Origin of the sequence: Mangrovitalea sediminis, from assembly GCF_002514725.1 — a bacterium.
GTDB lineage: Bacteria > Pseudomonadota > Gammaproteobacteria > Pseudomonadales > Oleiphilaceae > Mangrovitalea > Mangrovitalea sediminis.
The window spans coordinates 1,255,912-1,269,568 of record NZ_NTLB01000001.1; the positions used below are offsets into that span (position 1 = coordinate 1,255,912).

Sequence of the window (13,657 nt, forward strand, 5' to 3'; positions counted from 1 at the left end):
AGTCCATCGGTTCGGTATGGGACGAAACCCTGCAGCGTTACTGGGAAGTGACCGACGTGCTGCTGATGGATTTCGAATAGGCCTCAGTCGATGCTTCTCTTGGGGCGGGGCCGGCTTTGTTGGCGCAGCTCGCTGGGAGAGAAGCCTTTTCGCTTGCGGAAGGCTCTGGCAAAACTGCTGTTGTTGGTAAAGCCAGCGGCATAGGCAATCTGGCTGACTGTCCGGGGACTGTTCAGCAGCAGGAATTCCGCGTAGTCGATACGAACCTCATGGGTAAGCTGCTTGAAGGAACGCCCCTCCCGCTGCAGGCGTCGCCCCAGGGTCCGGCTCGACATGTTGAGTCCCGCTGCCATGTCTTCCACGCCCAGATACCGGTTATCGTGGAGCGCCCGTCGCAACCGCTCCCTTACCTGTGCGGTAAACGATTCCGGGTGGTCCAGCCCGGCAATCTGCCATTCCAACTGCTGACGAAACTGCTCCATCGTGATGCGATTGGATGTGGTCAACGAGAAGCTCAGGTGCCGCTTGGGGATGACGATCTTGTCGCGGGGACAGCCGAAAAAAAGGCCGTCAGGGTCTGCAAAGGAAGCATAGGCTTCTGCCGGAAAGCGAGCCTGGTGGCGTAAGTGAATCTCCAGCAGCCGCGTGGTGGGACGCACATAGCGACGAATGCTATTGAAGGCGCCGAGCAGGACTTCTGTCAGATCCTCGGCCATGTCTCCCGGATCACAGCGTGGTTGAAAGAGCATATGCATCTTGTCGCCGTGGGTTTCGCAGGCAATATCGTAAGCGGGCATAACCACCGGGTAGAAACGAAGCGCCGCTTCCAGCGCCGCCTGCAGATTCGGGGAAGTGAGGATGACAATGCCCAGGGTGCCGTGTGCGGTAACCGGGAGATGCTCCAGCAACTGAGCCGCCAGCGGAATCCGGGGATCGGCGACTTCCCGGCTCAGGGCCATCAGCGCCTGTAACTGCGAACCGCTGATTCCTGTGCCGCTTGCCGGGCGTAGATCGCGGGTCAGGCCGCAACGCTGGGCGTAGCTCTCCAGCCGCTTTCCCCGGTCCCGCAGGAAGGCGGCAAAGACGTCGAGGTACTGCGAAGGAAAGCGAAATTGGTCAATAGTATGGGACATGCCAGCCTGGAGATTGTCAGACAATTTTCTCTACAGCATAAAAGAAGGTAGCTCAAAAGAGAACGTTAAGGTGTCCGGAAATGCACAGTGGTTGACCTCTGCAGTTCAGGCCTCCCTCCTAGACTGACCTCATTAACGGCCTTCCCGCGAGGGGCGGCCCCAGCGATGAGGGAGTGAAGCCGGTGCCGAACACTATTCTGGGCAGTCTGCTTGGTTGGGTGTATCGCGACGAAGTGTCGCGCATCCACATGCGCAGAGATCAGGAACGCCTTCAACGTGCTGCCAACCGCCGGGCCTGGGGACAAATCAGTCGTCATCATTCCAGTGTGGCGCGACCGGTCAGGGTGGAACGCATCGAGCGGGAAACCCCCGACACCTTGTCGCTGTACCTTCGTGCCGAAGACGCTGCGCCGGTGAATTACCGGGCCGGCCAGTTCCTCACCTGCTGTTTCGTCGTCGATGGGGAGGAGCGGCGGCGGGCATACTCGCTATCGGCACCGGCGGAACATGGGCTTCTGCGGATTACTGTGAAACGCCTGCCTGAAGGCCGGGTATCGGCCTTTATCCACGAGTCGCTCAAGGTGGGCGATCGCTTTCGTATCCTGGGTCCCAGCGGTGATTTCGTGCTGACCCCGGATATTCATCAGGCTGTATTCATTGCGGCTGGCGCCGGTATCACGCCGATCCGTGGGCTGCTGGAAGCTTTGCTGCAGCGTGAAGGTGACGCGCGGGTGACCCTGATCTATGCCAGTCGCGACGAGGACAGCATCATCTTCCGTGACGAACTGGATGCCTTGTCCCGATCCCATCCTGCGCTGACCCTGCATTACGTGCTGTCCCAGCCCGGTAAGGGCTGGGAGGGGCTGCGTGGGCGGCTGGAGGAGACGCGCCTGTCGGCGTTGTTGAACGGCCTGGATGACGGTGGGCGTACGCACTTTTTCCTCTGTGGTCCGGAGGGCTTCCTGGCCATGGCTGAACAGAGCCTCAGGGCGCTGTCGGTGGCGCCGGACCATTGGCACGAAGAGCATTTCCGGGCCGCCGCCGAGTCGACGGCGGCCCGTCCGACCGAGGCTCAGACGGTGCACTTCGAGAAAAGCGGCCGCACTGTCGAGGTCGCTCCCGGTCAGTCCTTGCTGGAGGCAGGACTCTCCGCCGGGTTGCCCTTGTCCTTCAGTTGTCAGGTCGGAGGTTGCGGCCATTGCCGGGTCAGGATCATCGACGGCGATGTGGTCAGCGACCAGCCCAACAGCCTGTCGCCGGAAGAATACCGCCAGGGCTATCGCCTGGCTTGTCTGTCCTATCCCTGTAATGAAACCCGGGTGGATGCCTGAGTCGCCGAGGAGATCGTCATGCTACTGGATAAAATGCTCGAAGGGGTGCCACCACATGCCCGCAACCGGGTCGAAGCGACGCTGGAAAACGTCTCGGTCATGATGCAGGTGAAAAATCGCAAGGTGGCCACCTCCATGGCGCCGTCGGCAATGCGCGGCCTGTTCCTGCGCCAGGGAAAGAAACAGGATGCAGTGAAGATGCCGGCCCGGCACGATGCGTATTTCGACCTGCAATACGGCCTGGATTTTCCGGAGATGAATGCCCTCTATCGGCGTGCCGTCGCCAACCAGTGGGATGGTGACCGGGATCTGGACTGGTCCACCGATGTCGATCCGATGAACCCCGAGGTCCCCATCGTCAATCCGGATTTCCTGCCCTTTGAAGGGCTGCACGAGTATGGCATCAAGCTCAATGACAAGGAAAAAGCCGAGTCCAACTACAACATGGTGTGCTGGTTCCTGAGCCAGTTCATGCACGGCGAGCAGGGGGCGCTGTATGCCTCTGCCCAGGTCACCGAGTCCGTGAAGTGGATGGACGGCAAGTTCTATGGCGCCACACAGGTGATGGACGAAGGCCGTCATCTCGAGGTCTTCCTGCGCTATCTGGATACCAAGCTGGAAAAGATGTATCCGATCAACGACAACCTGTTCGTGATCATCGATGACCTGCTGACCGACGCCCGCTGGGATATCAAGTTCCTCGGCATGCAGATCATGATCGAGGGGCTGGCATTGGGCGCTTTCAGCACGCTGCACAACAATACGCGGGAGCCCCTGCTGCGGCAGTTACTGCGTTACGTGATCCAGGACGAGGCGCGTCATGTGCACTACGGGGTGCTTGCGCTACGCGAGCACTTTCGCAATGAACTGTCAGCGGCGGAACTGCGTGAACGGGAGGATTGGGCGTTCGAGGTCGCGCTGTTGATGCGAAACCGCTTTATGGGGCACGAAGTCTATGAAGAGATGTACGAAGGCTTGATGACTCGGCGCCAGTGGAACCGCTTCATTCTGGAGTCGCCTGCCATGCGGCGTTTCCGGAGCCTGATGTTCAAGCGCCTGATTCCAAATCTGCAGTATATCGGGCTGCTCAGCCCGAGAATGCGCCAGCATTACGAGCAGGCGGGCCTTTGGCAATTTGTCGGCGGCAAGAATGCGTCCGAACTGACGGAGGCCGACCTGGCGGCCGACCTCACCTGACTCTGTGAGTGGGGCGTCGTTCAGTGACAAAACCTGATCGCCGCCCCAAGACTATTGCGACATCCTCTCCTGCCCCTGTCTTCAACGGCATATCGTGAACAGCGCACCCTTCAGTTTCTTGCCTATACTTGAGCGTGAATCGCTCAGGGATCTATCGGCTCATTCCATTAAGGCATCGAAGCGGACTAAGGGGTGGTCCGTTCGAGGCAGAACTATAATAAGGATAACGTAGTGGTTAATTGGCATAGCGTAAAAACCCGAGTTTTGGGACTCGGCTTGGCGTTCCTCCTGCTGTTGCTGGCGCAGGCGGTCTTCATGGTGTTAACGACCCATGAATCGCTATCATCGTCCCAAAGTCTCTCTGCATTCACCCTGCAAAAACTCAATCTGGCCAACGATGCGAAGCTGTCGGTGGTTCAGGTACAGCAATTTCTCTCCGACATCAGCGCGACCCGGGGTCAGAATGGCCTGAATGACGGGTTGGATCAGGCGAAGGCGCACGCGGCCCAGTTCAGAGAGGACATGCGCAAACTGAAGCAGATCGATCCGGATAATCAGTCCCATTACGACGATATCATTCAGGCCTTCGAGCCTTATTTCGACATCGGTCAGAAGATGGCGAAAGTCTATGTCGATCAAGGGCCTGCCGGTGGTAACGCAATGATGCCGCAATTCGACAAGGCGGCAGGAATCCTGGGAGACCGGCTGGACAGTTTTGTCGAACAAGCCGTCAAGCAAACCCAGCTCGAAACGCTTCTGTTGAGCGAGCAGTTGCGCCTCAGCCGGAACTGGACCTTGGGGTTATCGACCTTGATGATTCTGGGATTGATGCTGTTGATCTGGATGATTTTCCGCATTATCCGTCAGTTGCCGGAAGTGACATCGGCCTTGACGCTGATTGCCAGGGGCGATCTCAGTGGCGAACCGCTGAAGGTGGTTGGTAAGGACGAGATCAGCCAGTTGGCGTCGGCAACCAATCGCATGCGCTCCGAACTCCATGGGTTGGTGGGCGGCATCCTGCAGGCGGCCGATACCCTGGTGGCTTCGGTTACCCGGCTGTCTGCCGGGCTGAATCAGGCCAGTGTGCAGCTTGACCAGCAGTCGCAGGAAACCGAGCTGGTGGCTTCCGCCATGGAAGAGCTGCAATCCAGTGTGGCCGATATTGCCGGGCACACGTCATCGGCGGCAGGTGCGGCCACCCAGGCGGACGAAAGCGTCATGAAGGGCCGCCAGGTGCTGGAACCCTTGTTGGCAGACGTCAACCGCTTGGCGAATGACATCAGCGGAACTGCAACCCTGATGAGTGAGGTCGAGCAGGAGTCCCATGAGATTGGTGGCATCCTGTCGGTGATCCAGAGTGTGGCCGAGCAGACGAATCTGTTGGCGCTGAATGCTGCCATTGAAGCGGCCCGTGCGGGAGAGACCGGGCGTGGATTTGCGGTTGTGGCGGACGAAGTTCGCGAACTGGCGGGCAAGGTCCAGTCAGCGAGCCACGACATTCAGCGTATGATCGAGAGTCTGCAATCCCGGATCCAGAGCGCGGTTGCCTCCATGGAGGCTGGGCGGGAAACCAGCACCAAGGGGGCGGAAATGGCCAATCGGGCACAGGAAGAGTTCGACGCCATCGGCGCCGCGGTTGGCAGCCTGAATGACATGAACATCCAGGTTGCTTCGACCACCGAGGAACAGAGCGCGGTGGCGGAAGACATGAGTCGCCGTGTCCAGCAGATCAGTCTGGCATCCAGTGAGGCCGTGGCTGGCGTTGCGGAATCCAGCAAGGCCGGTGAAGCCCTGCTGCAAGAAGCTCAGGGTCTCAAGCAAATGGTGTCGCGGTTCCGCGTCTAAGCGCTGGCCTGGAGGATTCAGGCTGTTTATGGATAACTGTTGCGGGGCCTATCAAGGGCCCCGCTGTTGTAAGCGGATTGTCGTACCTCTCTCAAAGTTCTGATACGCTGGCGTCCCGCTGCCGGCCTCCCCTGGAAGTTAACCTCGGTCACAGCGGCCGTATATTGACCGCCTCCCGCTGTGGGAATGCATACCCAATAGATGTCGTCCAGATGGAGCACCATGTCAGTCGATAGCCTGATGATTCTCGCGCCGTTGTTTCTCGGCTACCTTATCCCCGTGCCTTCCGCGCTTTGGCGCCAACGACTGAGTCGTCTGGTCTCGATCCTGGTATACGGCATCCTGATGCTGCTGGGAATTGGCCTGGGGCGCGTGGATGGCCTGGGCCCTAAATTGCTGGCGCTGGGCGGGACGGTGGGAATGCTGGTCGGCGCAGTTGCCGTGGCCAACCTGTTGGGTTTGTGGTGGTGGTCCAGATGTGCACCGATGAGCCTGTCGTTCAACGAATCGCGGTCCTCCGGTGCGAGTTGGAGGATGCTCTCTGATGCGCTGAAAACCCTGGGTACCGTCTGCGGTGGCGTTGCCGTCGGGTTCCTGTGGATGCGCGATAGCGCCTGGGTGGGCAATGCAGCGACAGGCTGCCTGATGATTCTGCTGTTGCTGATCGGGTGCCAGTTGCGCAATGCGGGCATTGCCCTGCGCCGGGTGCTCTTCAATCGCCAGGGGCTGGGGATTGCATTAACGGTGCTATGTACATCGATGCTGGCCGGTCTTTGTCTGGTGCCATTCCTGCCGCTGAGCTGGTCCCAGGTGCTGGCGGTGGTCTCAGGCTTCGGCTGGTACTCACTGTCGGCGATTGTCATCGGCGACGCTCTGGGACCGCTCTGGGGAAGTGCCGCCTTCCTCAACGACATGCTGCGCGAAGTCATCGCGCTGGTGGCCATTCCGGCCTTGATGACCCTTCGCCCGGCCCTTGCCATCGGCTATGGCGGGGCCACCACCATGGACTTCACCCTGCCGGTCATTCAGCGGGCAGGCGGTATCGATGCCGTACCGGTCGCCATGGCCAGTGGTTTTATCCTCTCCCTGCTGGCGCCGGTGCTGATGGCGGTTTTCCTGGCCATCGGCCGCTAACCGGCGCCAGCAGGGATACTCTCGCCTACTCCAGCGCCCGATCCTTCATCCATTTCTCCAAGGTGCCGGGAGCGCCCAGTTGATAGCCATCGGCCGTTTGACCGTAGAAGTCCATCTTGCGGTTGGCGTGGAAGGCTTTGACCGTCTCCGCCAGATTGCCCTTGAAGCGAGGATCCTGTGGGCGGGGGCGGCTGTCCACGAAGGCGGCCAGGTCCCAGGCGTCCTGCACGCTGAGCGAACCGGGATTACCCAGCGGCATGTTCGCCCTGATAAAGGCGGCGGCCGTGTTCACTTGATGCATGCCAGCACCCCAGTTGTAGGCATGGGCCCCCCATAGCGGCGGGAACACATACTGGTTCTTGCCCTGTTGCGTACCTTCGCCGTTACGGCCGTGGCAGAGGGCGCAGTTTTCTGCGAAGAGCTTCTCCCCGCGCTTGGCGGAAAATGGCTGGGGTGGCTCCGGGAGCTTCGGATAGCCCCGTCCTTTCATGGTCACCCCCGTTGGCGCGCCGGTGGCCTGCCAGTACATATAGCTCATCAGGTCGGTAAGGACCTGGCTGTCGGCTGGCGGTGCACTGCCCTTGGCCGAGCCCTGGGCATTTTCCGAATAGGTGAAGCAACCCTGTAGCCGATCCACCATGGTGTTGACCTTGTCGTTCTTGCTTCGATATTGCGGGTACAGGACCCAGGCTGCCCACATGGGGGCAGCGTTAGCGTGACGCCCGCCGTTCAGGTGGCAGTTGGTGCAGTCCTGACCGTTACCGACGAATTGGGATGCCTGCGGATCGAGGTGGGTATTGTTGAATATGTGGGCGCCACGGCGTACCGACTCGCCGAACTTCCCTGAGGGTAAATCCTTGGCGAGACCCGGCTGGAAATAGCCTGGCAAGGTGTCGGGCTGGCTGGGTGCGATATCCGGGTAGGCGGTCTTGGGAATGTCGCCCCTGGCCGGCAGCGATGCCAGGTAGGTGGCGACGGCCTGCACCTGCTTTTCGTCCAATTGATGAGCAACCGCTGCCATGACGCCGACGGGATCGTTGTGGCGCATACCCTGTTGCCAGGCCTTGAGCTGGGCCTGGATATAACTGGCATGCTGACCCGCCAGCTCAGGGAACGCCGCACCGACACCCTGGGCTCCGGCGCCGTGGCATCGTGTGCAGGCCGGCACCGATTTCGACCAGAGGCCGTTGACGGCTATTTCCCGCCCCAGAGCCAACTGTTCGGTGGTGGCTGTTACCGGGGTCGCCTGGGGCTGTAGGCCGGCATAATAGTCGGCGACCGCTTTGATCTGGCCCTCCGACAGACTCTTGGCAATGGGCTGCATGATGGCGTTCTGGCGAGTGCCGGCCCTGATATCGTTCAACTGCTTTTCGATATAGGCGCTCGACAGGCCTGCAAGACGAGGGAAGGCTGCCGCGGCGTTGCCCTGGCCGAGGTTGCCGTGGCAACTCATGCATGCAGGAGTTTGCGCGCTGCCCTGATCAGCCAGTGTCTGACCTTCGGACGCTGAAAAGGCAGGCGAGGTAAACAGTCCAAGGAGGAGCGGCAGCCATAGCTGACCGGCTTTTTGAATCCATGCAGTCATCGTCATCAGAGTGCCCTCTGAAGCTGTTGTTATGAATTAACTGCTGGTGGCTCTTTTCAAGCCCTGTCGGAGCCGGGACTCCCTCTTTTGTCTTCTGTCAGCGCTAGTGGTGGGCCGACCCGACACCCACATATTAGCCTACCGCTTGAATTTGGTCTCCAGTATGACCGCTGAGTTTGTGCGCTCCACGCCTTCCAGGTTGCCGATTTCATCCAGCACCGCGCTCAGTTCTTCCAGCGACTGGGCCTGGACGATCGCCAGCAGGTCATATTCGCCGCTGACCGCATAGAGTTGGGCGACATGGCTGATCTGTTCGAGGGCGCTGTTGGTTTTCAGGGTCAGCTTCTGGTGCACCTTGATCGAAACATGGGCTTCCACCTGATGAGCCAGGTATTCGCCGCCGAGCACCAGAGAATAGCCACGAATGATGCCGTTGGCTTCGAGCCGGGCAATGCGGCTTTGTACAGTGGAACGCGACAGGTCCAGGGCGCGGGCCAGGTCGGAGACGCTGGTGCGAGCGTTCTGGCGGAGAAGTGAAAGCAGACGTTGATCGACTGAATTGATCATATTGATCTAATGATTCGTTATTTTGACATATTTTGTCAGTAATTCGATTTTTTTGAAACTACAAAATGGCACAAAGTCCTCCCATACTGAAAAAAAGAATCTCGGGGTGGCCACGTGGTCCGCGCCCTTGTCTGGTGGACGCCTTATGATCATTCGACCGATTGCACATAAAGACCTTGCTGCACTGCGACAGATTGCTATCGAGTCCGGTCCGGGTTTTACATCCTTGATGGACGACCGGGATTTCCTGACGCGTAAGATTCAGCATTCCATCGACAGCTTCGCCCGCGATGTCGTGCAGCCGGGCACCGAGAGTTACCTGTTCGTGCTGGAAGACAGCGAGACGGGTGAAGTGATGGGAACGACCGGGATTGAGGCGGCTGTTGGTCTGAACAGCCCGCTTTACCATTACCACAAGAGCCAGGTGGTGCATCACTCCCATGAAATGGGGTTGTTCAAGCGTGTCGATGTGCTCAACATGTGCAACCATTACACCGGCTGTTCGGAAGTCTGCTCCCTGTACCTGCGGCCGGCCTTCCGTCGTCCCAATGCCGGCAAGTTGCTGTCAAAGGTGCGCTTCCTGTTTATGGCCCAGCATCCCCAGCGCTTCGCAGAAACCGTGATCGCGGAAATGCGTGGGGTTTCCAGTGACGATGGTCGTTCACCCTTCTGGGACTGGTTCCGGGAACATTTCGTTGACCTGGATTTCGCCACGGTGACGGGACTGACCGGGGCTGGCAATAAGCGTTTTATTGCGGAGTTGATGCCCAAATATCCGCTCTACACGCATCTCCTTAGCCTGGCGGCCCAGGAGGTTATCGGGCAGGTTCACGAGAAGACCCGGCCTGCGCTCAGTCTGTTGGAGGCGGAAGGTTTCCGGCATAAGGGTTATGTGGATCTGTTCGATGGCGGCCCCACCGTTGAGGCCGAGTTGCGCCAGATCCGCAGTGTTGCGGAGGCTGTCGAATGCCGGATACAGACCGTTGGCGTTCGTACGCCGGTGCTGCGTCGTGCCAAGGGGCAGGGACAGGTACTCGCGGTTGCCAATAGCGGTACCAGTGACTTCCGTGCAGGCCTGACCGATCAGGCCACCTATCTGCCCCAACATAATTTGCTGCAGATACCGTCCCCGCTGGCCCGTTCCCTGGGGCTCGACGATGGCGGTACCGCGCGCTTTATCCAACTCGCGTCCGCACAGGCGGCGGCCAATCTCGACACCGTGACGATGCCGGGCAGACATCAACAGGAGTATCTGTATGCACACTGATTTACACACCTTGTTTGACAAGTTGTGGGAAAACTATCTGGAGGTCACGCCTTCCGCACAGGAGATTCACCGCATCCTGGGAAGCACACAGGGGGGCGATATCGTCAACGACCATATCGCGCTGCGGACCTTCAACCTGGAAAAAGTCGGCCTTGAAAAACTGGCGGCCCACTTCCTGGCGCTCGGTTATCGTGAATGTGGCGAATACCATTTCGACGCGAAGAAGCTCTACGCGAAACACTACGAGCATACAGATCCCACGGCCCCGAAAGTGTTTATCTCCGAGTTATTGGTCGAAGCCTTCTCGCCGGAAGTTCAGGCCATCATTCGGGATCTGGTGGGTCAGGTGAGTCCGGACGCGGTCAGCGCGGATAACTTCCTGTATTCCGGCACCCATTGGCAGGTGGATTATGCCACTTACAAGCAGTTGCTGGCGGAAAGCGAGTACGCGGCCTGGGTGGCGGCCTGGGGATACAGGGCTAACCATTTCACCGTGAACGTGAACCAGCTGGAAGGTTTTGACAGTGTCGAGGCGGTTAACCAGGCGCTGAAGGATGCGGGCTATGTTCTTAATAGCTCTGGTGGCGAGATCAAGGGTTCCCCCGCGGAGTTGCTGGAGCAATCCTCCACCATGGCGGACAAGGCTGAAGTACGTTTCGCCGACCAGACACTGGCCATTCCGAGCTGTTTCTATGAATTCGCCAAGCGTTATCCCAAAGCCGACGGCCAGCTGTATTCGGGGTTCGTGGCGGCGTCAGCGGATAAGATTTTCGAGAGTACGGATGCGGTGATGTAAGCGGGTTTGGGGGGCGTTATGCGGTATTGTGCCCCCATTCTTTTTGCGGTCCTTCCCCAAGCTCCGGTCTCCTATCTTCAGGGTGGGGCCTTCCGGCCCCACGCCTTTTTCGGTCAACCCTCCTCCCAGACCACCACTCGCTCAGGCGGCGCCAATTGCGCCATGTACGGCGCATAACGGGCTTCCAGTCGGCTGCGTTTGATCTTCAGGGTGGGTGTCACCAGGCCGGTGTCCGGCGACCAGTCCTGGTTGGCGACGACGATGCCCGATATCTTTTCATGGTTCAGCAGGTTACCGTTGAGCTCGCGAACGAAGTCGCGAATTTCCTGCTCCAGCACGTCTCTGGGCTGATTGCGGATTTGTTCCGTCAGCGTGACGACGGCTACCGGTTGCACCAGACCGACGCCGCCCAGGCAGATCTGTTCGAAACCCTTATAGGCAGCCAGCTTGCTTTCGATGGGCGCGGGCGCAACGTATTCGCCCTTCTCGGTCTTGAAGATCTCCTTGACCCGGCCTGAAATCCGCAGGAAACCCTGTCCGTCCAGGACGCCGAGATCGCCGGTGCGGTAGTAGCCGTCACCGGTCATGGCTTCCTTCGTCTTTTCCTCGTCCTTGTAATAGCCCGCCATCAGGGTTGGGCTCTTGAACAGGATTTCGCCTTCCTCGCTGAGCTTGAAGCCGTTGTCCGGCATCGCCTGGCCGACAGTGCCTGACTTGTTGGCGCCGGGCCGGCCGATAAAGCCGTAGGCGAGGTTTTCGGTCATGCCGTAACCTTCGACGATCTCGATGCCCAGTTTGGCATACCAGTCCAACAGGGATGGGGATATCGCCGCCGCGCCCGATACGATGATGCGGGCCTGGCTCAGCCCCAGGGCCACGCGAAGCTTCTTGGCCACCATACCGCGTAACAGGGGAATCTTGAGCATTCGGTCGAGTTTCTTCTGGGGAACCTTTTCCAGGATGCCGCTCTGGAATTTCTTCCAGAGTCTCGGCACAGAGAAGAATATGGTTGGCTGCACCGAGCAGAGATCATTTTGGAATGTCTTCAGGGATTGACTGAAACTGACCTGCATCCCCGAGTACAGGCTGTTGTTGGCGACCAGCAGGCGTTCGGCAACGTGCGCCAGCGGCAGGAACGACAGTGCACGGTCACGGGGATTCAGGTCGAATATGGACAGGGCTCTTACTGCGACGTGTCGGGGCGCCCGATAGCAGTGAACAGCGCCTTTTGGATAACCCGTGGTGCCCGAGGTGTAGACAATGGTCCAGATATCGTCATCGGCTGGGACCGGGGTGCCTTCGAAGGGAGGCGCCTTGGCGATCAGGTCTGGTATCAGGTATTCGACATCCTGCTCACGTTGGCAATCGCCGTCGGAACCGTAGTAGGAAAAGCCGATTTTGACGACCCCTTCCGGAATGCTGTTCCGGAGGCGGTGCCATACGGCCTGATCGAGTTTGCCGACGAAGATCGCACGAGCTTCGGAATGCTCGAGAATGTAGGTAAAGGTTTCTTCGGACTGGTCAAAATACAGCGGTACGCTGACGAATCCTCCCAGTTGCAGCGCCAGGTCGGTAATGAGCCACTCGGCGCAGTTCTTCGACAGGATGGCAATGCGGTCGCCTCGCTCGAAGCCGAGGTCATAGAGGGCCGAGGTCAGGCGGCGAACCTTATCGGCGACTTGTGCCCAGGTGTACTCATACCAGGTGCCGTCGATCGGCTGGCGCAGGTAAATGCTGTTCGGGGTTTCCTTCTCCCAGTGATACAGCATTTCGATAGGTGACTTCCCTTTTACGATATCAACGAGTTGCATTGCTATTGTCCTTCCTTGTGAATCATCAGCCTGTTCGTGCAATGTTTTTCTACTTTCCATGGCGTCTCGGCGTGTGATGCGGCGAGGTGCAATGGGTTTATACGAACACTTTATCGGCACTGTCGATCATTTTGTCAGCAATAAGGTATGGGAGGCACCCTGGTTCATTGCCGAGGTATACCTAAAAAGCCTTTCAACTCAAGCTGTCAGTGGCATTTGCCCACGCGAGAAGCTGTTTCAGACGAAAGGTTCGCATGTCGACATTTTTTACGACCCCGCTACACGACCAAATGAGCCTGCGCCGCTAAGACCTTATTTTGACGTGTTCATTTATATTATTGAGTGAAAGTTGCATGTTTTGTGGAGTAGTTCCGTAAACCCCAAACCTCAATACACAATTTACAGGAATACGGCCAGCGCGACGCCCATCAGAGGCACCTTCTCTTTCGACGTTTGGCAGGGAGATGGCGGCGGCACCAGCGGCAGCCCCGGCGTCCAGGCGCTTCCCACAAACCTACTGGCTGCCGGTACGGTGAAGGATTCCTTCACCTATACGGGCGCGCTGGATTTTGCGGAAGGTGCGTCGAATAACATCCTGGACTTCCTCAACACGGGCGGCGGTGCCATTTCGGGTTCGAATGGCTGGATCGACACCGCGACGCTCAGCAACGGCGGCTTCGGGCTTACAACCTTGATGAAAATCACTGGTTACACCCCGAACTCCATTATGGGCACCATCTATCACGATGATGGCGTCAGCCTCTATCAGGGTGGTAGCCAGTTGGTCGATTCATCGTCACCGACAGTGGCTATCAACTCGGCGTATTCCCTCGGAACCGGTGCCTTCACCTTGTGGTATGTTGAAGCTAACGGTTTGCCTGCGAACCTGACGCTGGATATCTCGAAGACGGTTCCTGAGCCTGCCACCATGGCGTTGATGGCGTTGATGGCGTTGATGGCGTTGATGGCGTTGATGGCGTTGATGGCTTTG

The 13,657-nt window shown here is 58.7% G+C and carries 11 protein-coding genes; 7 read left to right on the forward strand and 4 right to left on the reverse strand.

Features of this window, described 5'->3' with window-relative positions:
• Window positions 1-83: 83 nt before the first annotated feature.
• The gene (locus CLR77_RS05840; protein WP_097459603.1) at window positions 84-1,133 is read right to left on the reverse strand and encodes a helix-turn-helix domain-containing protein; all 1,050 of its coding nucleotides are present in this window, start codon (window positions 1,131-1,133) and stop codon (window positions 84-86) included.
• A 182-nt stretch (window positions 1,134-1,315) separates the two neighbouring features.
• On the opposite strand from CLR77_RS05840, the gene CLR77_RS05845 reads away from it, so the two are divergent.
• The 4 genes from CLR77_RS05845 to CLR77_RS05860 all read left to right on the forward strand — a co-directional run bounded on the left by CLR77_RS05845 (window position 1,316) and on the right by CLR77_RS05860 (window position 6,640).
• The gene (locus CLR77_RS05845; protein ID WP_097459604.1) at window positions 1,316-2,464 is read left to right on the forward strand and encodes a ferredoxin--NADP reductase; all 1,149 of its coding nucleotides are present in this window, start codon (window positions 1,316-1,318) and stop codon (window positions 2,462-2,464) included.
• 18 nt (window positions 2,465-2,482) lie between these two features.
• Window positions 2,483-3,661, forward strand: coding sequence for a ferritin-like domain-containing protein (locus tag CLR77_RS05850; protein ID WP_097459605.1), 1,179 nt, complete (start codon window positions 2,483-2,485; stop codon window positions 3,659-3,661).
• A gap of 231 nt (window positions 3,662-3,892) precedes the next feature.
• Window positions 3,893-5,506: a methyl-accepting chemotaxis protein gene (locus CLR77_RS05855; protein ID WP_097459606.1), complete on the forward strand. Its 1,614-nt coding sequence runs from the start codon at window positions 3,893-3,895 to the stop codon at window positions 5,504-5,506.
• A 222-nt stretch (window positions 5,507-5,728) separates the two neighbouring features.
• On the forward strand, window positions 5,729-6,640 hold the full coding sequence (locus tag CLR77_RS05860; protein WP_097459607.1) for a lysine exporter LysO family protein: 912 nt from the start codon (window positions 5,729-5,731) through the stop codon (window positions 6,638-6,640).
• A 25-nt stretch (window positions 6,641-6,665) separates the two neighbouring features.
• Here CLR77_RS05860 and CLR77_RS05865 read toward each other — a convergent pair whose 3' ends face one another.
• The gene (locus CLR77_RS05865) at window positions 6,666-8,231 is read right to left on the reverse strand and encodes a c-type cytochrome (RefSeq protein ID WP_097459608.1); all 1,566 of its coding nucleotides are present in this window, start codon (window positions 8,229-8,231) and stop codon (window positions 6,666-6,668) included.
• A 132-nt stretch (window positions 8,232-8,363) separates the two neighbouring features.
• Window positions 8,364-8,792, reverse strand: a complete 429-nt coding sequence (locus tag CLR77_RS05870) for an Lrp/AsnC family transcriptional regulator (protein WP_097459609.1) — start codon at window positions 8,790-8,792, stop codon at window positions 8,364-8,366.
• A 145-nt stretch (window positions 8,793-8,937) separates the two neighbouring features.
• On the opposite strand from CLR77_RS05870, the gene astA reads away from it, so the two are divergent.
• Entirely contained in the window at window positions 8,938-10,059 is a 1,122-nt protein-coding gene (gene astA / locus CLR77_RS05875; protein WP_097459610.1) for an arginine N-succinyltransferase, read from the forward strand.
• Window positions 10,049-10,855, forward strand: a complete 807-nt coding sequence (locus CLR77_RS05880; protein ID WP_097459611.1) for a DUF1338 domain-containing protein — start codon at window positions 10,049-10,051, stop codon at window positions 10,853-10,855. The genes astA and CLR77_RS05880 overlap by 11 nt, the downstream gene beginning before the upstream one ends.
• Window positions 10,856-10,968: 113 nt before the next feature.
• On the opposite strand, the gene CLR77_RS05885 is transcribed toward CLR77_RS05880, so the two are convergent.
• The gene (locus CLR77_RS05885) at window positions 10,969-12,666 is read right to left on the reverse strand and encodes an AMP-binding protein (protein ID WP_097459612.1); all 1,698 of its coding nucleotides are present in this window, start codon (window positions 12,664-12,666) and stop codon (window positions 10,969-10,971) included.
• Between the two features lie 358 nt (window positions 12,667-13,024).
• Between CLR77_RS05885 and CLR77_RS05895 the strand changes: the two genes are divergently transcribed.
• The coding region (locus CLR77_RS05895) for a hypothetical protein (protein WP_158227124.1) at window positions 13,025-13,657 on the forward strand (633 nt) is incomplete at its 3' end.